This is a genomic window from Shewanella goraebulensis (assembly GCF_030252245.1).
Taxonomy (GTDB): Bacteria; Pseudomonadota; Gammaproteobacteria; order Enterobacterales; family Shewanellaceae; genus Shewanella; species Shewanella goraebulensis.
Map to the genome: position 1 here is coordinate 4264800 of NZ_CP126972.1, position 26617 is coordinate 4291416.

A 26617-nucleotide genomic window follows, 5' to 3' on the forward strand; every position below is an offset into this window, starting at 1 on the left:
ACTAAGCGACTAAGCGACTAAGCGACTAAGCGAAAAATAATAAGCATAAGAAGAGTAAGAATAATAACAAGACAAAAAAAGTGAGCCAAATGGCTCACTTTTAAGTTTGATAGCATCAGGGGAGTAATGCTATCAGTATCTAAATATAAGACTATTTTTTAGAGTAAGCAGCGGCTTGTTCACCCGCTAATCTACCGAAGGTAATGATGTCAGAGATTGCGTTACCACCTAAACGGTTAGCACCATGAACACCACCAGTGACTTCACCTGCGCCGTATAAACCTGGAATCACTTTCTTATCTTCAGATAGGATTTCAGCTTTATCATCAATCGATACACCGCCCATTGTATGGTGAACACCAGGGGTCACTTCAATAGCGTAGTAGTTACCTTCATTCAATGCACGCGGTAAGTTAGGACGTTCAAAGTCAGTATCTTTACCTGAAGCGACCAGTTTGTTGTACTGAGCAATCGATGCCGTTAAGGCTTTACCATCAATGCCAGCTACTTTACCTAGATTCTCAGGAGAGTCAGCTGATGGAACCACGCCAAGCTGGATATACTTATCAATTTTCTTCAGTGATTTACGCACTGAGTCATCAAAGATTAAGTAAGCTACTTTGCCGGTTTGATTAAGAATCGCCGCCGCTGCTTTATCACGAGTAGTGATTTCATTGACGAAGCGTTTACCTTCTTTGTTTACCAAAATTGCGCCGTTACCACGCACCGCTTCAGTTACCATCACGCCACCTTTAACCGATAAGGTTGGGTGAGCTTGAATGTACTTAACGTCAGTCATACCAGCACCAGCATTACCTGCAACATCAAGACCATCACCAGTTGCACCAGGTTGGTTAGTTGAAATAAAGCCTTTTAACTTAGGATCGTATTGAGAAACACGTTCGTTATTGCGACCAAAACCACCCGTTGCCATTACAACAGCATCTGCTTTAATCCAGTAGTAACCTGTGTATTGACCTTTAACCAGTAAACCTTCAACTTTACCAGCATCATCTTTGATGATTTCAACACCACGGGTATTCATGCGCATATCGACTTTACGCTCAAGGGCATTATCGTAAAGCACTTGAATCACGTGAGCACCCACACCTGCACCACCTGTTGGGCGATGTGAACGGTTAGCAGATGCGCCACCCATACGGCCAACATCATTTAAATCAGCGCCCATTGCTGTCATCCAGTCAACAGAGCCTTTAGAGTGAGAAGTCAGTACTTCAACCAATTTAGGGTCGTTTAAGTCACGGCCACCTTTCATAGTGTCTTTGTACATAGACTCAACGCTATCTTTAATGTCTTTGGCTTTTTGTTGATCAGTCCAAGCTGCATTCATGCCGCCAGCTGCAAGTTTTGCGTTACCGCCAATCACAGGCTCTTTCTCAACTAAAATCACTTTAGCGCCTTTATCGCTTGCAGCCACTGCTGCAGAGAAACCTGCCCCGCCTGAACCTACAACCACAACATTCACTGTGTCACTAGGCGCTGCAGCTAATGCCGCTTTACGGTCTGCAGAATCTTTAGCTAGTTCAGCAATTGAAGGCTCGTAACGCTCCCATTTGCTGCCAAATGGCATATCGAAATCGAAGCTATGGCACGAATCACAATAGACCACTGATTTATCATGACCGCTATGACAAGTAGTACACGCTACATCGCCTGGGAAGTGAGATTCATGGGCATTGTAGTTTTCACGAGTATTGCTTTCAGCCACTTCTGCTAAGGTGCCATGACAAGAAACACATTGTTCATTTTCAAATGTCAGGCTGTCGTTTGATAGCTCGCCACTAGGTAAATGGCAGCTTTCACATTCTTGATTTTCTGAGTGAAAATCTGCAAGATTATCAGCTGCAATTGCGCCGCCAACTAACCCTGCTGAACCGAGTAATGCAGCTAAAAGCGCTGCGCATCGTGTTAATTTCATGGTAACTCCTTAAATGTAGCCATGACGCTAATTCGTCACTCTCTGTCATGCCTTATTGGTCATCACATTTGCTACTGAATCTGATTTAACTTAATTTTCACGCTCAATGGCGCTTGGCTCAATCAAACAATTCAGACTCACTTCCAAAGTTAACAGCTGATCACATCTGTCATTTAAAGCTATGCAAAAGTGCATAGTCCAATTGACCACTATGCAATTTCGCATAGTTCTGAGTGATCATCTTCACAATCTCAGTTTGATTAATGGCGCCTATCATATTGGCCACTTTAGTCGCCTTACTGGCATAAGCTTTCTATCAAATTTACGCTCAATGCCACAGTTATGAAGATTATGATTTGCTAAAGTGCAAACTATATCTATCTGTTAGCCATTGAATTTATCTTGATGAAATATTGTCTCTGTTTATTGTTATTACTCAGTTTTCCTTTAACCGCGAAGGAAACGATCGTCTTTGGGGTGCACTCCACGACTGCCCCTTTAGAATGGCGAGATAACGGCGTTGATCAAGGCTTTCATGTAGAACTTATGGATCGCATTGGACAAATGCTAGATAGACCGATAATGGTACGCCGTAAAACCTTTCAACAACTCATGACAGACATGCACGATATTCATAGTCCAATTGATGTTGTGGCGGTAGTTAGCCCAACCAATGTAAGACGTGAGTTAAGCCAATCCGATCCTATTTATGCCACGCATGCCAAAGCGTATACCCTGCAGGGCAAAGATTACATCGACAATTGGTCTGATTTAGTAGGTAAAAGAGTCGCGATTAAAAGTGGTGCTTTTGTTGATGTGTTCTTAACTAATCAACCGCAAAATTTCACACAAGTAAAAGTCGATTTATATGAAACAGGCTTTCAAAAGTTAATGACTAACGAAGTGGATGTGGTGCTGGCTGAAAACTTTGTCGCAAGACGGTTACAGCCTAAATACCCTTTGGTAAGAAGCTCAAGTGATGCATTGATTTTCGGCGCTTTCACATTTGTCAGTAACCCCTCTGATGCCGCTTTACTTCATGAAATAAATGATGCTTTAAGGCAGCTTAAAATTTCAGGGGAGTACGATAGGTTAGTCAACAAATGGTTTGGCATGGGTCGTGAAAAATTCGATATTACTTCGACCCAAAGGAAAATGCTTATTCTATCTATCGTCATTTCGATAATTTCAGCCATAGGTATGTTGTATACCTTTTCAGTCAGCCGCCGCTTAAAGTTCCGCTCTGAAGCCCTTGCCCTTGAGCTGCAACAACGTGAAATTGCCGAGCAAAAAATTCGCTCTTTATCTCAGCAATTTCAGGCAGTACTTGATGGTATTCCCCACGGCATGACCATTTTTGATAAGAAAATGCAGTGCCTGTGGAGCAATGACAATAACCAACTACTAACCCATAGTCAGTTCCATTATGTCGATGGCGCTCCTTTTGTTTTAGCCACTGGTGTGAAATCGGTGATTGAATCTAAAAAGTCTCTTATCGCTGATATGAGATATTTAGCTCAATATTGGCAAGTACAAATTCACCCCATTGCAGAAGAACAAGTCGTTGTATTGCTAGAAGAAAATACCGAACAGCAACACCTTCGCCAAGCGAATGATGAGGCTAGCCGTCTTGCTTCGTTAGGAGAATTGTCAGCAGGGGTTGCCCACGAGATTAACAACCCAACTGGAATCATCATTCATTCAATTGCTCTGTTTGCCGAGGCGATGAAAGATTTGCGCCCTGCAGCAGATTATTACCAACAGCAAAATCCATTTTGGCTAGTGGCAGGGCTTGAGCCTCAATCCGCATTTGATGAAATCAATCACAGTACTGAAGTGGTTGAAGAAAGCGCCAAACGTATTTCACGGATTGTGAATGATTTAAAACGATATGCCTTGCCCAATCTTGCCTCCAATCATCAAGCGATTAGTTTAAATGAAGTGGTGCAAGTCGCTCAGCGCCTAACATCAAACCAACTAAAGCGTTACCAAGTGAGAATGGAACTAGCAGAACCGAGCCCGATGATTAACGGTGATGCCCAGCAATTACATCAAGTGATGATTAATCTGATCCAAAATGCCTGCCATGCGACACAACCCGGCGATGGTCAAATAACTATTAAAACTTATTCGAGTAAGTCAGCGGGCTACATTAGTGTCGAAGATAACGGCAGCGGAATGAACAAAGAAACCTTAAAGCGAATAACAGAGCCATTTTTTACCACGAGGCGATCCCATGGTGGCAGTGGCTTAGGCTTATCGGTTTGCAGCAGAATTTTAAAAGAGCACCATGGCCATATGAAGGTCACCTCAACCATCAATGAAGGCAGTTGCTTCACCTTAGTGTTTAGCTTGCTAACGCCAAACCAACCCAATAATGTTACAGAAGTAGCAAGGAGCTAAATCGTGAAACTCGCCCGTAATATTTTATTAGTTGATGATGAAGCGCCTTGGCTAAGAACATTAGCAGTAACCTTAAACCGTCTTGTGCCAGAGGCCGTGATTGATACTTGCGTTGATAGCCGCCAAGTGATGAACCGCTTAGAAGGAACGGATTATGCGTTAGTGCTATTAGACTTAACCATGCCATTTCATTCGGGTGAGGATTTGTTAGCGCAAATTCGCCTTGAGTACCCAAATACTCGAGTGATTATTGTTACGGGCGTAAATGAAGTCGATACCGCTGTTCGCTGCATCAAAAACGGCGCTTACAATTACTTTATTAAAACTGATGATGTAGCCGATTTAGCCCTAACTGTTCGCCGCGCTTTAGAAGTCGTTGGACTTGAACGTAACTATCACCGCATCAAAGAAAGCTTTTTAAGCAAAACTCTGGCTCAACCGAGCGCATTTAATAATATCCTCACATGCGAGCCTAATTTACTGGATCAATTCCGTTATTTAGAAGCTGTCGCATTTAGCCCAGAACCAATATTAATCTATGGTGAAAGCGGCACAGGTAAAGATGAGTTTGCCAAAAGCTGCCACCAGTTATGCTGTACCGACGCCCCTTTTGTGAATGTAAATTTGGCGGGGATCAGTGAAAGTGCCTTTGAATTACAACTATTTGGTAGACTAAGCCAAGAGCCTGGTAAATCCCAAGCTGGAGCCTTGCATACTGTGGGTAAAGGCTTGCTTTATTTGAACGAAATAGGCGATTTACCCTTATCTTCTCAAGCCAAATTACTGGATGTTCTGCAGCAAAAACAATACTACCCAATTGGCAGTGATCGCCCTTATCCAGTTAATTGCCGCATTATTACCTCAACTCAACACGATTTACTCGAACTGAATAAAAGCGGGCAATTCAGGCGCGACCTGCTGTATCGGTTACGAGCTCATAAAATCCATTTACCACCTTTAAGACAGCGTAAATTAGATATCGCGATGTTGATTAATCACTTTATATCGCTCGCCGCTGAAGAGATGAATTTAACGCCGCCCCAGCAACCCAGTGATTTAGCAATGCAACTGCAAAGCTATGACTTTCCTGGTAATTTACACGAACTGAAAGGAATGGTGTTTGATGCAGTTAGCCGTAGTGATGGCATACAACTGAATATCTCGCCTTTTATGGAGGCAATCAACGAGCTCAAATCAACTGCACCTCATTCGAGTACTAGAATTATCTTCCCGCAAGTACTGCCGACTTTGGCTGATATGAGCCAAGCACTGATTGATGAAGCCATGAGCCGCACGGCAAATAACCAAACAGCTGCAGCGCAAATGCTGGGGATCAGTCAATCAGCATTGAGCCGACGCATCACCAAAAAAGACTGAATTTTTCAGAGTAAACAAGCTGACATATTCAAATTATGAATATGTCAGCTCACTTCAGCAATCACTAACATTGTTCGACAAACAGAATAATCAGCCTCCACTAATACCTCTTTTGTGGCACTTCACAACTTAAACAACATGAATTAACTCAAAAAATACTCACATTGATACTCAAATGAAATCAAAATAGTTAATCCTAGTTACACCTCCGACCAATCGTGATATAAATCACATATCTATCGCGCAATTAACTCACTTTCAGCTAAATTTAAAGTTAAGTAAGTCAGTACGATATAAGAAATTTAGTAAGCAACTAATATAAATAACCAATATAAGTCACTCAGATAAGTAACTAAGTACGTAGCTATTACGTAACTCGGCATTCTTTGGAACTGTAACTGTATGTCTAATCCTGCTCAAAAAGCCATGAAGTTGTTCGTGCAAACATTTGGCACTACGGCTGACGACCTGTATCAAGCACCAGGTCGCGTCAATATTATTGGCGAACACACGGATTATAACGAAGGATTCGTTTTACCCGCTGCAATCAATTTTCACACTGTTATCGCGGTTAAGGAACGTAGCGATAATACTTTCAGAGCTGTTACTGATGCTTTTCCAGGTCAAATTGAACAGTGGAAGTTTGGTGAAGAAAGATCAACCAAAGATCAAAGCAGCTGGGGCAAGTATTTAAAAGGATTTACCGCGTCAATGTTTCAATCAGGCCTTAAAGCTAAAGGCCTTGATCTCGCGATTGTAGGCAATGTGCCTTTAGGCGCTGGCATGTCATCTTCTGCTGCATTAGAAGTGGCATTTGGCACTGCAATTAGCTATGCCAGTCAACTGCACTTGTCTCCACTGGCAATTGCACAAATTGCTCAGCGCGGCGAACATCGTTTCGTCAAAACAGAATCAGGAATTATGGATCAAATCATTAGCGCCTTGGCAGAAGCCGATCACGCTTTATTGATTGACTGTTTAGAACTCGATAGTGAGCCTGTTTCGATCCCTGAAAACCTCAGCTTATTGATCGTTGATCCTAATATTGATCGCCAAAGCCTGATTGAACGTTTTGATAAGCGTAAGCAACAATGTTCTGAAATCAATGATTTATTGGCAGTCGAGTCTTTACGTGAAGTCAGTTTAGTACAACTAAACCGTGAAAAAGACGCCCTAGGTGATGAACTTTTTGCTCGTGCAAGACATGTGTTAAGTGAAAACCAACGTACAGTGAATGCAGCAAGAGCACTTGAGCAAAACGACATTACTCGCTTTAGTCAATTAATGGCACAATCTCACGAGTCGATGAAAACAGACTTTGATATTTCGACCGTAGAAATCGACATCTTAGTCAGCATTATCAAGCAGGTAATTGGCACCCGAGGCGGCGTTCGTATGAGTGATGGCTGTGTTGTGGCATTGATCGATCATGAACTTACTGATGCCGTGGTTAATGCTATTGAGGATAAATACCTTAAAGCGACGGCAATTGAAGCGATTATTTACTTATGCTCAGCCAGTAACGGTGCAGGAAGAATAGACTGAGCTTTGAGAGTTCCGGCTTTTAATACTCAATACAATTAACTTACTCTCATCAGGAAGAGACATTAATGATTCAAATCACAGCCCTTAAGCCATGGCAAGATCCACGCGGTGGTCAAATTGAACGGATTCGATTAGATAACGGCAAAGTGGCTGTTGAAGTATTAAGTCTTGGCGGCATTATCCGCAAATTATCAACCGCAGATAAGCACGGTGAGCACCAAAATATCGTTTTAGGCTGTGATAGCGTTGCTGACTACCTTGCCCAGCAAGCTTATTTAGGCGCTATTGCTGGTCGATATTCTAATCGTATCGCTAACGGTAAAATGAGTTACCAAGGCACTGAATACCAATTAGATGTTAACCAAGCAACTAACTGCCTACACGGCGGCGCTGATGGCTTTCATTTAAAGCAGTGGCAAATGCAGCCCCTTGAAGATGGCGTTCGATTAACAGTGACTAGCCCTGACGGTGAAATGGGCTTTCCGGGTAATTGTGCGGTGCAGCTTGATTATCGTTTAGAGGGTAATAACTTACTGATTGAAATAGAAGCCACAGTTGATAAGGCCTGTCCAATTAGCTTAACCCAACATAGCTATTTCAATTTAGAAGGCGCAAGCAGTAAAACGAATACTCAGCATCAGATCCAAGTGGAAGCGCCGCAGTATTTACCAATGAATGATGTCGGCGTACCTATAGCCATTAACTCAGTGACAGGCAGTGATTTAGACTTATCCCAAACAACCTCATTTTCTGTGCAAACTGAGCGCGGAGCATTAACCGCCACAAACGGTTTTGATCATTGCTATGTATTGCAAACTACTCCAGACAATCTCGTGCGATTTGGCTGCCTTTCAAGCCCATTAAGCGGTCGTACAATGACAATTTATACCAACCAACCTGGCGTACAAGTTTACGGTGCGAACTTTCTTGAAGGTGCTATAGGCTTTAATGGCGAAGTATATCAATCACATCAAGCAGTGTGTATTGAACCACAAATGCTACCAGACTCGCCTAATCAGCCAGCCTTGCTCGGCAACGCTTGGATACCTGCAGGCGGGACGTATCGCCACGTTAGTCGCTACGAGTTTGGTACATTATAGCGTTAGTGGAGCTTTAGCGTTGATTATCTAGGCTTAAGAACAAGATAAATTCGCAATAAAAATGGCGCTCCCAAATAGGTTAGCGCCATTTTTTATGCCTTATTAGCAAGTATTTATTGCTAGTTCTCAATAATAACCTTAGTCGTCATTATCGTCATTCATACTCGCTTCAAAGCCAGTATCTTCAAATTCCATATCGTCATCTGCGTCCAGGACATCATCCATGGGTTCGTCTGTCACCACTGGCGCTTTACTTTTTGTTACTGGCGCAGAGTCCGGCACCGAAGACAGTTCAATGTGCGCTTCATGCTTTGCCATAAACTCAGCTCTTGCTGCAAGCCACGCAACGTCATGCTCAGCTTTTGCCGTTTCTAGTTGTGCAGAATCAAGTTCGTGAAGGTTAACTTTAACGATATCTTCAACGTATTCACCAATGGTGTTTCTATTTACATTGAATAAATATATTCGTCCAGGTGACGCCTCTGGCAATTCATTATCATGAATAACAATAGAAGTGCCTCTCGATGTGCGAAGCTCACCAAACCAAACTTGTTTTTTTGCTGTGTTATACATATATGCTAACGCCCTTAAATCAACACATACCTTTGAAAATGCGCTATTTTCAAGCACACCGTTTAATATATAAACCATACTGCTAACGCATGATTAATGGGGATAATTAATCAAAAAGTTCTCTAAAAATCAATCATTGTTTTATGAACTTTTTGATATTTTGAAGTTGATATGTCTTTTTTAAATCGAGCTTTTCAAGCTGACGTTCCAAAACTCTATCGTTCAAAAAACAACCAAACATTTCAAATTCAAATTTAGTTGAAAAATTGCAGCCTTCAAGTCGATAATTCAAAAAATACTGTTTCAAAAATCGTCAATTGAGTGAATAAAAAAGATAATCATGCAAAATCATTATATTGGATAAAATGATGTCCAAATCAGTAGGGTATTTGATGACTAGTTATCAGCACAATTTGAACACTAAGCTAATCGACAATTTAATAATTAACTAGATAGATCACTTGATAACTTAGTCAATAGAGCATTTGATAATTGCCATAGCGGATTAGGGCTAATCCGCTAGAACCAGGATAAGAATAGAGCTAAGAATTGGACTAAAACTAGGGGGAAATTAGCCCTAAATTAGTTTTAATACAATTTTACCTTGATGCTGCCCTGATTCCATATATTGATGAGCTGAAATAACATCTTTAAAAGCAAAGACTTTATCGACTTTAATATTCATTCTGCCACTATCCAATAAAGGCCATATATGCTGTTTTAGCCCTTTGGCGATTTCCGCTTTAGCTTCAATACTTTGTGGCCTTAGGGTTGAGCCCGTCCAGCGAATACGCTTGGCCATTAGCCTAAAAATATCCACTTCCGCTTTCATCCCTCGCTGCATCGCGACCGACACCATGCGCCCATCCATAGCGACCACTTTAAGGTTACGGTTAACGAAATCACCACCAGCAATATCAAATACAACATTAACGCCTTTACCTTCAGTGGCATCAAGTATTGGCTGCACAAAATCATGTTGATGATAATTAACAGCAAGTGTTGCCCCTTGCTCAAGGCAATAGTGACACTTTTCATCGGAGCCCGAAGTCGCAAACACTTTTGCGCCTAGTGCACTGGCCATTTGAATCGCTGTTGTGCCAATACCACCAGAGCCGCCATGAATAAGTACGCTTTCACCAGCGACTAACTCTGCTCTCACCACCATATTGCCCCAAACGGTAAAACAGGTTTCGGGTAAAGCTGCCGCTTGTTCAAAACTGTAACCTTTTGGGATCGGCAAACAATGACTAGCGTCTGTCACAACTTGTTCGGCATATCCTCCCCCAGGCACTAACGCACACACCTTATCGCCAATGCACCATTGAGTTACACCATCGGCCACAGCGATGATTTCACCAGCGACTTCTAAGCCTAGGATACTACTTGCGCCTTTGGGTGCAGGATAAGCTCCTTCTCGCTGTTTAAGATCTGGGCCATTTACCCCTGCAGCATGCACCTTTATCAACACCTGACCTTGGATTAATGGCCTAAGTTCACTATGACTAAAAGACATCACCTCGGCACTTCCTGTTGTTTCGAATGTCACGTGTTTCATTTAAAAATCCTCTTTGAGGTGTCATTTATTGTTGAACTTGGCCTGCAATGACTGCAATTCTCATCAGCACTGTATTGAATAACTTGGATGCAAAGCCACCTAATTGGTAGATACTTTTGTATCTAGTTGGCATATAAAGGTAATAATAATTAAACTTTATCTTATATAGTGTCGATATAAGGTACTATATGTATCATCATGACTAATGTTGCCGAACAAATACTTTAAAAACGCATTTTCATTATGGTCAGAAATTAACGCATCTATAGCGCTTTTAGCCAAACGACTAAGACTATCTGGAATTAATATCATTGTGAAAATGACACTAAAAACAGCATTAGCCAAAGTTCTATCCTATCGCACTGCATTATTGTTTTGCATTAGCTGCCTAACATCGTCTTCTATTTCTGCTAAGCCTTTACTCATTGCTTCCGACATTTGGTGCCCTTATGTCTGCGAAGGCCAAACAGGCTATGTCACAGAGTTGACCCAACGCGCGTTTGCCGAAATGGATCAACCCGTTCACTTTATCTCAGTCCCTTTTAATCGTGCATTAAAAGAGGTTCAACAAAGTCATATTGATGCCATATTAGCGATTACTCCAGAGCATGTTTCACAATATAACTTATTCACCGATGACATTATCATTGGGTACGCCAGCAAAGATTTTTACACAACTTCAGGTTTTGCTTGGAAATTTAGTAAACTTGATGATTTAGACACGGTTCAAGTGGGAATAATTCGAGGCTATGACTATGGTGAAAAATTAAATGAAAAAATTGCTCATTCAAACCGATTCTATTTTGCTACTGGTAACCAACCACTATCGATGAACCTTAAACGCCTTATTAAAGGTCGTTTTCATATCATGATAGGCAATAAGATCGTTATTGAAGACACTGCTAAAAAAATGCAAATTGATGATAAAATTAAATATGCAGGTAGCTTTGGTAAACCACTGCCTTTATACGTTGGCTTTAGTCAAACAAATACCCAAGCGGCAAAAATGTTCGCTAACGGCTTACAAAAGCTAAAACAGACCGGCGAATTTCAACAGATTTTGGATAAATACAACATAAAACAAACCGACGACACACCATTATGACAACATGATGGATTTTTAGTGCAGAAGAAACACTCAAGCTTAATTAGTCGAATAAGCTTACCAGCTTCAATAGTCAAATTTAAACCACTGTTTATTATCAATTTAATTTAAATATTGCTCAGTAAACCTTGCCATTTTATTTAGCTATTACTGATATTAACTGCAAATTTAACCTACCCCACCAAAAAAAGTTACAAAATGTGTACTTTTGACACATTTGTTATTCCTAGGTGTACAATCCCATTTCGGCCTAAAGCCTCTAATTCACTATTCATAAATAACTAAGCACAAGCCATTAAATACAAGTTACTAAGCATAATAGTCTTTCGTTAAAGTTAAACGTTGCGATTAACCCCATCGTACACAGCTATTTGCCCATCGCTTTAATAAAAATACAAAAATATGTGGCACTCATGGTGTAAATCAAGTGACCACTTTGGAGCAAGCATGAAATTTTATCCTCAGGCTATCGCGCTAGTATTGAGCCTACTGTGTTTACCTTGGGTAAATGCCTCACCCATTGAGCAGACTAAAGGTGACTTCGAAGATAAGTTTCGTCAATTAGAAGAAAGCCATCCGACGCCCAATGATTATCGTAACGCTGCTGGTGAACCCGGCAAGGATTACTGGCAACAGCAAGTCGATTACAAAATCGAAGTTGCGTTAGATGAAACTAAACGCCGCATTGCGGGTAGCGAAACGATTACTTACCATAACAATTCGCCTTATACCCTTAAATATTTATGGCTGCAATTAGAGCAAAACCGTTTTAGTCCAGATTCTATTGCCGAGCGCAGCAGTACTTTTTCAGGGCTTGGCAATAACGCCAGCGCCTCAGCAAAAGCCCAAGACAAAGCCCCAGCTAAAATCAATTTATCTACCCTACGTCGTCAGCAGTTTATGCAAGATGTCGAACTAGGTTATCAGTTATCTAATATCACTGACGCTAAAGGTAAAGCACTTAAATACGTTATTAATGGCGCGCAAATGCGCATTGATTTACCTCAACCGCTTAAGCCAAATCAAACCACTAAAGTGAACATTGATTTCGCCTTTAATATCTTGGAAGAAGACGCTGTAGGCGCACGTTCAGGTTATGAGCATTTTCCTGATGATAAACGAAAAGGCGGCAACGATATTTTCCTGTTAGCCCAGTGGTTCCCTCGAGTATCTTCCTATTCAGATTATGAAGCTTGGCATAATAAGGAGTTTTTAGGTCGCGGTGAATTCACCTTAGAATTTGGTAATTACGATGTAAAAATGACCGTACCAACAGACCATATTGTTGCTGCTACTGGTGTATTACAAAACCCGAAAAAGGTATTGAGCAAAACTCAGCGCAAGCGCTTAGAAGAAGCAAAAGACGCCAAACGCCCAGTATTTATTGTCTCGGCTAACGAGGCATTAAAAAATGAGTCAAGCACGCAATCAGGCCAAAAAACCTGGCATTTTAAAGCCGAAAATGTGCGTGACTTTGCTTGGGCTTCATCGCGCAAATTTATTTGGGATGCCAAAGGTTACCAGCAAGGCGGCGACACGATGCCAGAAGTCATGGCAATGTCTTTTTATCCAAAAGAAGGTGGCGAACTTTGGGAGAAATACTCCACTGAATCTGTTATCCATACCATGGAAGTCTATTCACGCTTTACCTTTGACTATCCATATCCATCGGCCATCAGTGTAAATGGCCCAGTGGGTGGCATGGAATACCCAATGATAAGCTTTAATGGCCCACGAACCATTTGGCATGAAGACGGCACCCGCAGTTATACATTATCTGAGAAGCAATTCTTAATAGGAGTGGTCATTCACGAAGTGGGTCATAACTACTTCCCGATGATTGTGAACTCTGATGAACGTCAGTGGGCGTGGATGGATGAAGGTCTTAACAGCTTTTTAGACGGCGTTGCTAGTAAAGAGTGGGATCCTGATTTAGCTTGGGGGCGTGAACCCAGTGATATCATCGAGTACATGAAGTCCAACGTGCAAGTGCCTATTATGACGCAATCAGATAGCATTCTGAAATACGGCCCTAACGCCTACACTAAGCCTGCTGCAGCGCTCAATATTCTGCGTGAAGTGGTATTAGGTCGTGAGCTTTTCGACTTTGCTTTTCAAGAGTATTCACGTCGCTGGGAAAATAAACGCCCAACGCCTTATGACTTTTTCCGCACCATGGAAGAAGCCTCAGGCGTAGATTTAGATTGGTTTTTCCGTGGCTGGTTTTACACCACAGATCATGTTGATATCAGCATAGATAAAGTCTACCAACTACGTTTAGACACCAAAGATCCTGACATCGACTTTGATCGTTTACGCCAAGAAGAAGCCGATAAGCCAATCTCGTTATTCGTTGAGAAAAACCAACAGGCAGGCATGAAACCTTGGGTTGATTTAAATGGTGATTTAGCTGATTTTCATGATGAAAACGATCGCTTTACTGTCACCAATAAAGAACGTAATAAATACCAGTCAACCCTCGCCAAACTTAAGCCATGGGAACGTAAAGCCTTAGCCAGAGCACTAGAAGAAGACAAGAACTATTATGTTATGAATTTCTCAAATCTAGGTGGTCTAGTGATGCCAATATTACTGGAAATGACCTTCGCTGATGGCTCAACTGAAAAACTCACGTTGCCTGCAGAAATCTGGCGCCGTTCACCGAAGGAAGTGAGTAAATTGATTGTCACTGAAAAGTCACAGCAATTGGTCTCTGTTGAGGTCGATCCAAGTTGGGAAACTGCCGATGTAGATATCGAAAATAACCATTATCCACGTCGTATCATTCCATCACGTATTGAGGCTTATAAGAGCGAAAAACGTAAAGGTAAACATCGCCGTGATGTGATGCATGATATCAACACCGAAGTGAAAGAACCTGAAGCTAAGGAATATAAAAAATAATGTCACCACTTATCAAAGTAATTACTTTTTTGTTAGTTATTGCCGCCGTGAGCATGAGTGATAATAGTTGGGCGCATCAGCAAAAAGAGAGCTATAGCAATGTGCTGTTTAATGAGCGCACTGGTAACTTAGAAGTGCAACACCGTTTTTACTTACACGATGCTGAGCATGCCGCTAAACGCCTTTTCGATAGCCATGCCGATTTATTAAAAGAGCCTGTGAGCCGTGAAGCTTTTGCTTATTATGTGCAAGGTAAATTCCATATCGCTGATGATAACCAACAAGTGATTGAACTTAATTTTGTTGGCACTGAGGTAGAAGGTAAGTATTTATGGGTCTATCAAGAGACTCAAATTAATCATCAAACTATGAGCAGTTTCTACATCAAAATGGAAAGCTTACAAGACCTTTGGCCTAGCCAACTTAACTACATCAATGTTGAACGAGAAAAGCAGGTGAAGTCATTAAGATTAGAGGCTGGTGATGCTTGGCAGCATTTAACCCTAAGCCAATAAATCTAAGGCGTTAAATTTAAGCCATTAGATGTGAGCCAACATATCTGATATTTGATATTGAACGCTAAAAGAGACCTAAGGGTCTCTTTTTTTTGCTGGTTACACGCCAGTTTGTTATCGACGACCACCTCGCCTAGCGCACATTTACTTTCACAAATTGATCTAGCTCAAAAACAGTGTAACTTTTGTTAATTTTTTGTTGTTTTACATTGTTAGGTTGGCACACTGAATGGTGTAACAAACAGAAACCAACCTTGATACTACCTATGCTTTGATAAGAGAACATTTATCTAAGCCTTTGTCATTATTCATATTCACAGGAGGTGGAATGAGCGGATTAGTCAAGTTATTACAATCTATGCTCGGCAGTTTTCGAGATTTAGTTCCCATCATTTTGGTGGTCAGTTTCTTTGAAATTTTTATCCTGCAACAAGCCCCTGCTAACCTGTTTTCTATTCTTGTCGGCGTCGTTTTTATTGTCTTAGGGTTAACCTTTTTTGTATTCGGTTTAGAGATGGGTCTTTTCCCTATTGGCGAGTCATTGGCCCATGCACTTGCCCGTAAAGGTAGTACCTTCTGGTTAGTGGTTTTCTCGTTTGCTTTAGGCTTTGGCACAACATTAGCCGAGCCCGCTTTAACTGCCGTCGCAGCGGAAGCCGCTGAAGTGGCCGCCGAAGGTGGCGCTATCGCGGCAACAGAGCAAGCCATGGACAGTTATGCCATGGGACTGCGACTAACTGTTGCTGTATCTGTGGGTCTAGCCATATTGCTCGGGGTTATCCGCATCGTTAAAGGTTGGCCAATTCATTATTTGATCATTGGCGGCTATGTCATTGTGATGGTGCTAACAAGCTTTGCCCCTGAAAATATTATCGGTATTGCCTATGACTCTGGTGGTGTAACAACCTCCACGATTACCGTGCCCTTAGTCACCGCTTTAGGTGTCGGTTTAGCCACCGTCATTAAAGGTCGAAACCCCATGTTAGATGGATTTGGATTAATTGCTTTTGCAAGCTTAACCCCTGTCATCTTCGTTTTACTCTACGGCATGGTGTTATAACAATGAAAAATCTTATTTCGCTCATAAGTGTCAATCAGACCTCACGGGAGGTTATCAATGGCGTGGATTAGTCAGTTGTTCGATACCTTGTTACTCACTATGCGTGATGTTATCCCAATTGCGACCATCTTATTTGGCTTTCAATTAGGCGTACTAAAACGCCCTATCGCTAACTGGAAAACGGTAGTGCTAGGTTTTGTATACGTGATTTTAGGATTAAGTTTTTTCTTGGTTGGTTTAGAGTTAGCCCTGTTTCCTATTGGTGAAAACCTCGCGAATCAGCTGACCTCACCCAGTATTTTACATCCTGATGGTTCTGCTGGCCCTTACCTGTGGCATGACTATTTATGGGTTTATGTATTTGCTGCAGCCATTGGTTTTAGTACCACCATTGCCGAGCCCTCCTTAATTGCTGTAGCAATCAAAGCTAACGAAGTGTCAGGTGGCACTATTAGCACACAAGGCCTGCGAATTTCGGTGGCCATTGGTGTCGCATTTGGTATCTCACTGGGATGCTTTCGAATTGTAGTCGGTGACCCAATTCATTATTACATCATGGCAGGTTATGTGGTGGTAGTGATCCAAACCTTCTTTGCACCTAAATCAATTATCCCGCTTGCTTATGATTCTGGCGGTGTAACCACATCAACAGTTACTGTGCCGTTAGTTGCAGCTTTAGGCCTGGGCTTAGCCTCTAATGTTGAAGGACGAAACCCATTAATTGATGGCTTTGGACTGATTGCCTTTGCCAGTTTATTCCCGATTATCGCTGTAATGACTTACGCCCAAATAGTGGCGTGGTTAGAGAAACGAAGCAATCAAGCTAGCGAGGAAGAACCGGCAACTGAGCCATCAATGATTAATGCTCAAAACCCAGTATCAAACCTTGAATCTATCTCAAAAAATAGAAACTAATCGATCCGTTAAGGAGTAAACCATGCGATTTAAGCTAATTATCGCGTTTGTAGATGATGTAACCACAGACACAGTACTGGATGCTGCCAGAGAAGCAGGTGCGACTGGTGCAACCGTTATTAACCACGCTAGAGGTGAAGGGCTAAAGAAAAAGAAAACCTTCATGGGCTTAGGATTAGATGTACAAAGAGATGTGATTTTATGGTTGGTAGAAGAGCATATGAGCCGCCATATTTTAGAAACCATTTGCGAAGTGGGTGGATTCAATACCAACCCAGGTCAGGGTATTGCCATTCAAATTGATGTTGAAGATGCCGTAGGTGTTGCACATCAAGTCGAAAAACTCACTAATGATATTAAGGATCAAATATGAAGCCGTCGACGCCCATTAAAAACCGTGATGTATTAATGAATCAATATGCCATGATTGACGGCATGTTAACTATCAGCGAAGCCATTGCCATAGCCGTTGAAAAAGACGTGTCTATTCTAGTGGTCAATAAGCGTCATGATCATGATGAATACGGCATGCTATTACTTAGTGATATCGCCAGAAAAGTACTAGCCACTAACAAATCACCTGAGCGAGTAAATGTGTATGAAATTATGATAAAGCCGGTGATGTCTGTGAGTGCTGATATGGACATCCGCTATACAGCGAGGCTATTTGATCAATTCCAAATCAATAAAGCGCCGGTGGTCGAAAATAACAACATCATAGGTTTTGTTACCTACGATGATATTGTGATAAAAGGCATGGTAAGCCAGTAAATCAACTTGGCTATCACTGCAAGCGATAAGCAAGAGCTATTAGCCAAGCACCAATAAAAAAGCCTTGATGCATTTGCAATCAAGGCTTTAATTTATCGGCGGTTAAGTATTTAACCTGGCATTACTGACCGATGAAATGCTGGTCTTTAAGCCAATCTAAATACTCAGGCACTGCTTGTTCAACCGTTTTGAAGACATGGTCGCAACCCACTGAGCGAAGCAGGGTTAAATCTGCTTGAGTGTAGCTCTGGTAAGCACCCTTCAATTTATCAGGGAAAGGAATGTATTCAATTTCGCCTTTACCATGGTACTGAATAACGGCATTTGCTACATCATTAAAGCTTTGTGCTTCACCTGTTCCGCAGTTAAACACGCCAGACACTGACTTGTTCTGCCATAACCAAATGTTCACTTTAACGACGTCTTCAACAAACACGAAATCACGTAATTGCTGACCATCTTCATAGCCATCAACACCGGCAAATAAACGACACACGCCGTTCGCTTTGATTTGATTATTGAAGTGGAAGGCAACACTTGCCATGCCGCCTTTATGCTGCTCTCTTGGGCCGTAAACGTTAAAGTAACGAAGACCTGCAACTTGGGCATTAGTGTCTTGTTGACGGACATATTGGTCAAACAAGAACTTAGAGTAAGCATACACATTTAGCGGTTTTTCAACTTCACGCTTCTCAACAAAAGTGTCACTGCCACCGTACACAGATGCCGATGATGCATAAATAAATTGCACATCATTTGCTTGGCTATAATGCAGTAATACTTTTGAGTATTCATAGTTATTTTGCATCATAAACTTGCCATCCCACTCAGTGGTCGATGAACAAGCCCCTTGATGGAAAATCACTTCTAATTTACCGTCAAACTCACCCGCTTTAATGCTGGCTAAAAAGGCATCTTTATCTAAGTAATCAGCGATTTCGCAATCTGCTAAGTTAAACATTTGCGTGCCATCAGTGAGATCATCAACTGCGATGATATCTGTACGGCCCATTTCATTAAGTGACTTAACTAAATTACTACCAATAAATCCTGCAGCGCCTGTAACCACGATCATAAGCTCAATTCCTGTGTATTGGCGTGAACATACATCACGCTTAAACCAAATCTTGTTTTGTTAGCCTTAACTTAACGGCTAGCGTCTGAATAAAATGAATCTAGAAACTCTGCAGCCTCTGTAGCTGCTTTGTCAAAATCAACTAACGCCATATTGCGGCCCGTTCTTTTTCCAACTGGCGGTGTATAAGATAAACGGCGATCATCCGCTGATAACGATTGCCAACGAATATGCGGTGCAGAGCGTCTGCCTGCATAAAACCCTAACGTCGGCACATTATGTAGACCTGCTAAATGCAAAGGCCCGGTTGAGCCCGCGATAAACATATCAGCAGCCACTAATGACTCAGCAAATTCGCTCAAGCTAGATAATGGTTTGGCTTTTTCAACCTTAATGCCTTTTCCAGACAAGATAGCCACCATTTCATCGGCAAGCACTTCTTCTTGGCCGCTGTAAGTGACCACAAACCGACAATCTAACGCAGTACGCTGATTGATATCAATAAGCATATTCGAAAATGACTCAACAGGCACTCCACCCGACGAGCCACCTGTACCAGGATGAGCGAAAATCAATTTTTCTTCACCCTGTTTATTGTAATAGTCTTGCCACTTGTGTTTTTTATTACTCATATCCCAAAAAGGTCGTTTCACTTCTGGAATAGGGTAATCGTGCTCTTTTAAAAAGTGCTCAACAACATTACAGCCTCTTCGCCAAACAGAAATGCCATCTTGATATTGTGCGTTAGTTCTGTGTTTATAGAGATATTGGTACCAATTTAGCGTGGGAACCAGTACATAAGGAATTTGAGCGGGTTTAAGTAGCTTATAAACGCGGTATTGTGACAAGGAAACAATAGCAGCATCATAGTTCTGTTCTTTAATCAGCTTTGCAATAGCCGCATCATCACCTGTATCAATTAAGACGTTATCAACATGAGGGCAAGCTTGTGCAAAGCTTTTAACGACGGGTGCAACAAATACGTCAATCGTAGCATCAGGCATCGCTTGCCTGAGCATACTCAGCGCTGGCCACTTGGTAGTGAAGTCACCAATTTTATCATGGCGAACATACAGAATTTTTTTCATTTACACAGACCCTAAAGCTCAGTTCTAACGAATTAAAGCAACACACGAACAAAAAGCCATTTTATACCAAGTAAAATCAGTAAACACCCAAGAGATGTAAAACTTGTTAGCTTGAAATAAAAAAATCCCTGCGTAACAGGGATTCATTTTAACTGACACCGTAGTGCCTTACTAGCCACAACAAGATTGTCGCCCAAGTAAGAACTAAGTTATTGCATTAGTTGTTGATACGTTTTGCTTTGTATAGGCTTTTTAAGAAACCATAAAATTTCATAACGAATACAGTCAATAACATAGGCACACCAATCAATATCAGCTCTTTGACAAACGGTAAGATAAACCGCATATATGACGGAATATCGGGTTTCTCACCATTGCCATGTGAGTAGCCTTGCAGATTAATTTGTTCTGCCCACGGCGTCAGTTCCAGTAATATCAACATCAGACTAATAAGCACTGAAATAGCCAAGGCCACGGTTAACCTTGGCTTTAAACGGTAATTTAAATGCTTCATGCTAGCGTCTCCTTAGTCGTCATTCGTTTAGTGAATTTAATAATCCAACTCCAATGCAACGCTAAATGCACACCCAACATCGGCATAATCAACGTGGCAGAGTCATGGTGTATTTTCGACCAAAAATCTTGTATTTCAAGCGGAATCCCAAGGAAAGGAAATATCGCCTCTGAGACTAAAAAACCGCTAACAAATACCAGCAGCATCATCAAATAAATCAGGTAACTCCAAACGATATTAAAGCGTTCTTTTATCGTTACTTTTGAGCATAAACGCTTAAAACTCGATTTAGCCCAATCCCAATGCAAAAGTAGATGGATCATAAATGGGATAATCAACACCACACTAAACCATTCATGTAATGGTAAGCCTGTGGCTTGAGGTGCTGACACTAACATGAAACCGATGAGAAATATCACATCCATGACATAGCGCGTCTTTTGTAAGTTTTGTTTCCAATCTGACATTATATGGATAACCTTGTCGTTGTTATATTGCGAACTATCTGTTGAAACCAACAGTAATCAAGCTAAAGAGGCTCAACTAACTGTTAAGCCTTGAATTGAATCAAATTTTTGGTACTAGAATATGTATGAAGCACTTAGTTTGAAATTACGACCTGACTCATAATCTTGAACCGTATCACTGGTATATGAAGCGTGTGAGTAATACTGTTCATTGAAAATGTTTTCAATACCAAAGTTCACAGTGAGAGCTTCAACATTTGCAGGTAGCCATTGCATCGAAAAATTATGCACGTCGTAGCCTGCTTTCTCGATGATAGTGCCGTCATATGCCACATCGTTACTCAGCGTGACCAGCGAGGTCCAATTGACGCTGATATCATATTCGCTAAATTCATAACCTAATGTGACAGAAGCACTGTCGCCTACTTCATAACGTAACGCTTCACCGGTCTCTTGATTTTCTGAGTTTGATTTAGAGTAGGTAACTCGTGCATTGAATTCGTCTTTACGCAGATTTAACGTAGATTCAAACCCTTCAATATCGTAATCACCAAAGTTAGTGTATTCACCAATTGGCCTGCCTTTACCCACAGACCAGTTATCGATGTAGTCGTTAATTTCTGTCTTAAATAAGTTTAAAGAGAAACCAAGTTGATCTAAGCCAAGCACATCTTGATCAAGGAACAGGATACCGACGGTATTATTCACCCCCGTTTCAGCTTTCAAATCTTGGTCAAAAATAGTGTCATATTCAGTATACGTTTCCCTTAAACCTGGACCTTGGAATAGCTCAGTAGAACCTGCACTGATGGTCCATTGTTCGTTAATCAGGTACTTAGCAGATAGGCCAAAGGTAAAGTCAGACCACGTTTTCTCTAAACCATCGTTCGTGCCTGGCGAAAACATATCGACTTTATAGTGGTTATAGCGAACACCAGGAGTAATGAATAACTGCTCTGTTAAACCGATTTCATCTTCAATGTAAAAGTCATTTGAATTCGCACTCTCTTCATTGTTTGATATACCATCTTCGATATATTTTGATACTTGCTCATAGCCTTCGCCACCGTAGCGTAAAGTATGCGTCATACTGGCAAGATCAAATGTTGACTCAGCTAATATCGAATAACCGGTATGCTCTGATAGACCTTCAGTGTTTGAAGGAGCATAACTTAATTCATTTTGATAAATGCTGGTACGTAAGTTAATCGCGTCACCAAGATCAAGTTCATAAGCGAGGGATAAGCTAGTACGGGTATAGTCAATATTTTGCGTTTCTAAATCATTACCTTCGTTATACTCACTACCAAAATTGGTTTTAATAAAATAGTCACCTTCATCTGTATAGTGATCATAAGACACGACAAAACGGCTAGACTCGCTGACATCCCAACCTAATTTAACGATACCGTTTGCAATGGTGCCATCATTACCTTCGACTTCATTGCCGTCACCGTCTTCAAAGTTGTTTTTATCTGTATAAGTGAAATACACCAAAGCATCGATATTATCGGTTAATTGTGCAAATGAGGTTGCTGATGCACCTGCATAATCGTTGCTACCATAATTAGCATGCAATCGAAGACCAAAATCCTGCTCAGGATCAAGCAAGTCTTTGGCATCCTTAGTTTCAAATGCCACACCACCAGATAAACCGCCCGTTAACACAGAGTTAGTACCAACATTAATATCTACCGCTTTCAAAATATCGGCATTAATTAATAAATTACCTGAATGATGGAACATATTATTATTCTGACTAATGCCATCCACGGTAATGTTAAGGTCTAATTCATCCACACCACGAATATTAATTCCCTGCACCATTGAGTGCGAACCACCAATATCTATACCTGCTTGATCACGCAATAAGTCACTTAAATGATCGGCTTGTTTCTTTTCTATATCTTCAGAAATTAGTGCTGAATTATTGGTAATAGTTGTGCCCCAAACCTGAACTTTTTCGATATTATCAGGGGCTTCAGCAATAGGGATATTTTGAGCATCATCAGCAATGGCTGAGAAAGAAAGCGTGGTGACTAAGCTACTGATAACAATGGCTAGAGGAGTTCGTGAGAATAAATTTTTCGCTGCGTTCATAATCCTAACTTAAACTTTATTTAATATTGAGAATGATTCGTATTAAGCCTTTTAATACAAATCGTCGCAATGGATTAAACATAGCTAGGATGCATAACGACTATTCACATTGTAAATACTTAGATTTAACGAGTTCTCTAAACCACTTACTTACAGGGTCATTGTGGTAACGCTTGTGCCAATAGAGATACATTTGAGTTTGATTAGCTTTCAATTCAACAGGTGATTTTCGTGAAACTATTGCATTTCGACGGCATAACTCATCTGCAAAATGACTGGGTAAATGAAACAGAATGTCAGTATTCTCGATCACAGTCCCAACACTAAAAAAATCTTTTAAGCGAATAGGAATAGAAACATCTTTTATCCCTAAAGCCTCAAAACAGTGGCCAATTGAGAGGTCGTTTTCTCCCTGCAAAGATATTTGCCCAAAATGACAATGACGCAATACATCAATCGTTAAAGGTGTATCAACAAGAGGATGAGTTTGTGACATGACTAGTTCAAAATCACGTTTGAACAATGGCATTCTATACAGCAATCCTTCAGATGAAGAAGGCTCATGAGCGGTGATAACAAAGTGCACATCTCCCTTCAATAACTCAGAAAAATGCGGTTTGGGTAACGTGTCAATTTCCAATGTAATGTGAGGGGCTTGCTCGCGAAAATCAGCTATCGTTGCATCAATTAATCGATTCATCTGTGGAGGTAAACCAAAAACTTTAATCGTCGCTTCACTGGTTTTTGGATCAAAATTTTGTTTGTTTACTAAATTTTCTACCTTGTTGAGAATGATATTTAAATCTTGCTGAATAGATTCTGCTTTAGGCGTTAATTCATAACCCCCAGCCATTCGTATCAATAAAGGGTCATCAAACAACTCTCGTAATTTACCCAATGAACGGCTAATAGATGGCTGACTCAATCCCATAGATAAAGCCGTATTACTTATATGCTTTTCTTTTAGTAATTGTTTTAAAATAATAAGCTGATTTAGGTCGAGTTGAGATAGATTCATAAAGTTATAATCATGGCCACTAAGCGAGATGGGAGAGCACTTTTATTCTAACATTACTGACCAACAATCCTACAACCACAGCAGTCCAATCTAACAACTAAATCCTCCAATTCATTTAACCTACAAAACCAACGCGCCCAAACAACATATTAGGCATATATCAGTAAGAGAGTGAATTAAGTGATCCTGACTAGGATTGAATATTGCGTATTAAAAAGCCCCCTAAGCGCTTTACTGCACTTAGGGGGCCTCGATAATGTATAACTAAACTCTCAGTCGAAATAGACTAGGCATTTGGCCTCATTCTAAAACGGAATATCGTCATCCCAATCGCCACCTAAATCAGGTGTCGTATTTTGTGGCTGAGGAGTTGGTGCTGGGCGTTGAGCTGGAGCAGATTGCTGCTGGAAACCACCTTGCTGTTGAGCAGGTTGTTGGAATCCACCTTGCTGCTGTGCAGGCGCTGGACGCTGAGCAGGGGCAGATTGTTGGAACCCACCACCTTGTTGTTGAGCTGGAGCTTGAGGCTTAGGCGTGTAAGCCGGCTTTTGAGCAGCTTGTTGCTGAGCTGGCTGTTGGAAACCACCTTGAGCTTGTTGCTGTTGACCGTAACCACCTTGAGACTGCGGAGCACTTTGCTGAGGAGCATTACCGTAACCACCTTGGCCTTGGTTCATGCCGCCTTGTTGACCGCCTTGACCACGACTATCAAGCATCTGCATTTCCATTGCATTGATTTCAGTCTTGTAGCGATCTTGACCCGTAGTTTGATCCTGCCATTTGCTGGTTTGTAGTTTACCTTCTAAGTAAACTTTAGAACCTTTTTTCAGGTATTCACCAGCTACTTCAGCTAAACGACGGTACATAACGATGTTATGCCATTCTGTACGCTCTTGCTGCTGACCTTGTTGGTCTTTCCAAGACTCACTCGTTGCCACGGTAAAGTTAGCGACGGCGTTACCATTTGGCATGTAACGAACCTCTGGGTCCTTTCCTAGGTTACCGACCAAAATTACTTTATTCACACCACGACTGGCCATTGAAATCTCCTGCGATTTACCATGTTCTAAATTTAATTACGTTCAAATTCTGTTGAATCAATTATGTCATTTTTATGGACGCTGAAACATCAGCTGTCACACAAAAAACACGAATTTAATTCTTAGCTGACAGAGCCTAACACAGCTCGAGCTTCTCTTAAATCGAATTGATCATCTACTTTCAAATAAGCGGCTTTCTCTTCTATCACCACAATAGCTTCTACAACGCCTGCAAGCTGTGACAGCTGAGTTGCCATATCTTGAGCATGATTTCTATCTTTCGCTTCAGCTTCAAGCGTATAGCTTTTAAGTAGCACTGGTTTTTCCATGCCGATGGTTAATAACAACCAAACAAACATCAATGCAAGCGCCACAAAAAACACCCCTGAAGCGCCCACTAATTGATAAGCGCCGCCACCTAACATGCCGCCACAAAAAGCACCTAAAAATTGACTTGTCGAGTAAACCCCCATCGCTGAACCTTTATCGCCCATAGGACAGAACTTGGCAATTAGGCTAGGTAGTGATGCTTCTAAATAATTAAAACCGGTAAAAAACAGCACAACTGCGCCACTGAGTACCCATAAATTATCGGCATAAAATCCCATAGCAGCCAAAGCTAGCATCATGATCATGAGTGATATTTGGAACATGGTTTTGGTGTTATTGCGTTTAACCCCGATGATGATTAACGGCACCATCAAGAAAAATGCACCAATAAAGGCAGGGAAATACAACATCCAGTGCTTTTCTTTGACTAAACCAGCATCAACTAAATCCAGCGGCAGCGCCACAAACACGGCTGTTAATACTAAATGAAGAATAAAAATTCCTGCATCTAAACGAAACAACTGTGGGTCCATCAGCATACGTTTAAGCTTCGTCGGTGTTGCAACCGTATCGCCTTTGGGCGCTTGAGATACAGGATTTGGTACCAACACCTGAACAATAACCATACCTAACACGGCTAAAATTGCGGTTAAAAAGAATAAACCTTCAAGGCCTGCATATTGGGCAACAATAGGCCCTGCTAGTAGCGATAAAGCAAAAGAGAAACCGATACACATCCCAATAATCGCCATGACTTTGGTACGTTGTTCATCACGGGTTAAATCAGCAGCGAGTGCTAACACGGCAGCAGCAATTGCGCCCATTCCTTGCAGTGCTCGCCCTAACACCACACCATAAATGTGGTCTGACATAGCCGCAACAATGCTCCCGATGGCAAAAATAACTAAACCACCAAGAATGATCGGTTTGCGGCCATATTTATCTGACAACATGCCCATTGGAATTTGCAAGCAAGCTTGGGTTAACCCATAAGCACCAATGGCGATACCAACCCATAATGGCGAGAATCCTTCCAAGTGTTGGCCGTAAAGCGCAAACACGGGCATGATCATAAATAAGCCCATCATTCGTAAGCCAAACACGCTGGCTAGCGAAAATGCGACCTTCTTTTCAATGCCGGATAGTCCATTTTTGGCCATTAAATTGCCCTTAATACTGTATCGATAAAAAATTTTGAGTTGCGCATATTATCACAGCGT

Annotated in this window: 22 protein-coding genes; 11 read left to right on the forward strand and 11 right to left on the reverse strand. The window is 41.4% G+C overall.

Going from position 1 to position 26617, the window contains the following annotated elements; all coding sequences use genetic code 11:
* Window positions 1-151: 151 nt before the first annotated feature.
* Entirely contained in the window at window positions 152-1939 is a 1788-nt protein-coding gene (locus QPX86_RS18020; RefSeq protein WP_220754126.1) for a flavocytochrome c, read from the reverse strand.
* 405 nt (window positions 1940-2344) lie between these two features.
* Between QPX86_RS18020 and QPX86_RS18025 the strand changes: the two genes are divergently transcribed.
* From QPX86_RS18025 to QPX86_RS18040, 4 genes are all read left to right on the forward strand, one after another.
* A complete protein-coding gene (locus QPX86_RS18025) occupies window positions 2345-4342 on the forward strand; it encodes an ATP-binding protein (RefSeq protein ID WP_285163426.1) in 1998 nt (665 codons plus the stop codon).
* Window positions 4343-4345: 3 nt separating this feature from the next.
* Complete coding sequence (locus QPX86_RS18030; protein ID WP_285163427.1) at window positions 4346-5719, forward strand: sigma-54-dependent transcriptional regulator; 1374 nt, start codon at window positions 4346-4348, stop codon at window positions 5717-5719.
* Between the two features lie 402 nt (window positions 5720-6121).
* A complete protein-coding gene (gene galK, locus QPX86_RS18035; protein WP_285163428.1) occupies window positions 6122-7264 on the forward strand; it encodes a galactokinase in 1143 nt (380 codons plus the stop codon).
* A gap of 65 nt (window positions 7265-7329) precedes the next feature.
* Window positions 7330-8364 (forward strand): aldose epimerase family protein, encoded by a 1035-nt coding sequence (locus tag QPX86_RS18040; RefSeq protein WP_285163429.1) that lies wholly within the window; start codon window positions 7330-7332, stop codon window positions 8362-8364.
* Window positions 8365-8502: 138 nt separating this feature from the next.
* Here the strand turns inward: QPX86_RS18040 and QPX86_RS18045 are convergent, their stop codons facing one another.
* Entirely contained in the window at window positions 8503-8937 is a 435-nt protein-coding gene (locus QPX86_RS18045) for a hypothetical protein (RefSeq protein WP_220754121.1), read from the reverse strand.
* A gap of 577 nt (window positions 8938-9514) precedes the next feature.
* Window positions 9515-10495 carry an NAD(P)H-quinone oxidoreductase gene (locus tag QPX86_RS18050; RefSeq protein ID WP_407696602.1) on the reverse strand — a complete coding sequence of 327 codons (981 nt, stop codon included), beginning with the start codon at window positions 10493-10495 and terminating at the stop codon, window positions 9515-9517.
* Between the two features lie 319 nt (window positions 10496-10814).
* Here QPX86_RS18050 and QPX86_RS18055 point away from each other — a divergent pair, with 319 nt between their 5' ends.
* The 7 genes from QPX86_RS18055 (at window position 10815) to QPX86_RS18085 (ending at window position 17765) form a co-directional block, all read left to right on the forward strand.
* Window positions 10815-11600, forward strand: coding sequence for a substrate-binding periplasmic protein (locus tag QPX86_RS18055; protein ID WP_285165196.1), 786 nt, complete (start codon window positions 10815-10817; stop codon window positions 11598-11600).
* A gap of 447 nt (window positions 11601-12047) precedes the next feature.
* A complete protein-coding gene (locus QPX86_RS18060; RefSeq protein WP_285163430.1) occupies window positions 12048-14504 on the forward strand; it encodes a M1 family metallopeptidase in 2457 nt (818 codons plus the stop codon).
* Window positions 14504-15019: a DUF6702 family protein gene (locus QPX86_RS18065; RefSeq protein ID WP_220754117.1), complete on the forward strand. Its 516-nt coding sequence runs from the start codon at window positions 14504-14506 to the stop codon at window positions 15017-15019. Before QPX86_RS18060 ends, QPX86_RS18065 begins: the two co-directional genes overlap by 1 nt.
* Window positions 15020-15347: 328 nt before the next feature.
* On the forward strand, window positions 15348-16079 hold the full coding sequence (locus tag QPX86_RS18070) for a DUF1538 domain-containing protein (RefSeq protein ID WP_220754116.1): 732 nt from the start codon (window positions 15348-15350) through the stop codon (window positions 16077-16079).
* Between the two features lie 57 nt (window positions 16080-16136).
* Window positions 16137-16994 carry a DUF1538 domain-containing protein gene (locus QPX86_RS18075; protein WP_220754115.1) on the forward strand — a complete coding sequence of 286 codons (858 nt, stop codon included), beginning with the start codon at window positions 16137-16139 and terminating at the stop codon, window positions 16992-16994.
* 22 nt (window positions 16995-17016) lie between these two features.
* On the forward strand, window positions 17017-17367 hold the full coding sequence (locus QPX86_RS18080; protein ID WP_220754114.1) for a P-II family nitrogen regulator: 351 nt from the start codon (window positions 17017-17019) through the stop codon (window positions 17365-17367).
* On the forward strand, window positions 17364-17765 hold the full coding sequence (locus QPX86_RS18085) for a CBS domain-containing protein (RefSeq protein ID WP_285163431.1): 402 nt from the start codon (window positions 17364-17366) through the stop codon (window positions 17763-17765). Before QPX86_RS18080 ends, QPX86_RS18085 begins: the two co-directional genes overlap by 4 nt.
* A gap of 121 nt (window positions 17766-17886) precedes the next feature.
* On the opposite strand, the gene rfaD is transcribed toward QPX86_RS18085, so the two are convergent.
* From rfaD to QPX86_RS18125, 8 genes are all read right to left on the reverse strand, one after another.
* On the reverse strand, window positions 17887-18840 hold the full coding sequence (gene rfaD / locus QPX86_RS18090; RefSeq protein ID WP_220754112.1) for an ADP-glyceromanno-heptose 6-epimerase: 954 nt from the start codon (window positions 18838-18840) through the stop codon (window positions 17887-17889).
* A gap of 71 nt (window positions 18841-18911) precedes the next feature.
* The gene (locus QPX86_RS18095) at window positions 18912-19928 is read right to left on the reverse strand and encodes a glycosyltransferase family 9 protein (protein WP_285163432.1); all 1017 of its coding nucleotides are present in this window, start codon (window positions 19926-19928) and stop codon (window positions 18912-18914) included.
* Between the two features lie 217 nt (window positions 19929-20145).
* Entirely contained in the window at window positions 20146-20442 is a 297-nt protein-coding gene (locus tag QPX86_RS18100) for a hypothetical protein (RefSeq protein WP_285163433.1), read from the reverse strand.
* A complete protein-coding gene (locus QPX86_RS18105; protein ID WP_220754109.1) occupies window positions 20439-20909 on the reverse strand; it encodes a DUF4405 domain-containing protein in 471 nt (156 codons plus the stop codon). Before QPX86_RS18105 ends, QPX86_RS18100 begins: the two co-directional genes overlap by 4 nt.
* A gap of 114 nt (window positions 20910-21023) precedes the next feature.
* On the reverse strand, window positions 21024-23009 hold the full coding sequence (locus QPX86_RS18110; protein ID WP_285163434.1) for a TonB-dependent receptor domain-containing protein: 1986 nt from the start codon (window positions 23007-23009) through the stop codon (window positions 21024-21026).
* Window positions 23010-23109: 100 nt separating this feature from the next.
* Window positions 23110-24027, reverse strand: a complete 918-nt coding sequence (locus tag QPX86_RS18115) for a LysR family transcriptional regulator (RefSeq protein ID WP_285163435.1) — start codon at window positions 24025-24027, stop codon at window positions 23110-23112.
* A 305-nt stretch (window positions 24028-24332) separates the two neighbouring features.
* Window positions 24333-25067, reverse strand: a complete 735-nt coding sequence (locus QPX86_RS18120) for a single-stranded DNA-binding protein (protein WP_282166468.1) — start codon at window positions 25065-25067, stop codon at window positions 24333-24335.
* 122 nt (window positions 25068-25189) lie between these two features.
* Window positions 25190-26557, reverse strand: coding sequence for an MFS transporter (locus tag QPX86_RS18125; RefSeq protein ID WP_285163436.1), 1368 nt, complete (start codon window positions 26555-26557; stop codon window positions 25190-25192).
* Window positions 26558-26617 lie beyond the last annotated feature (60 nt).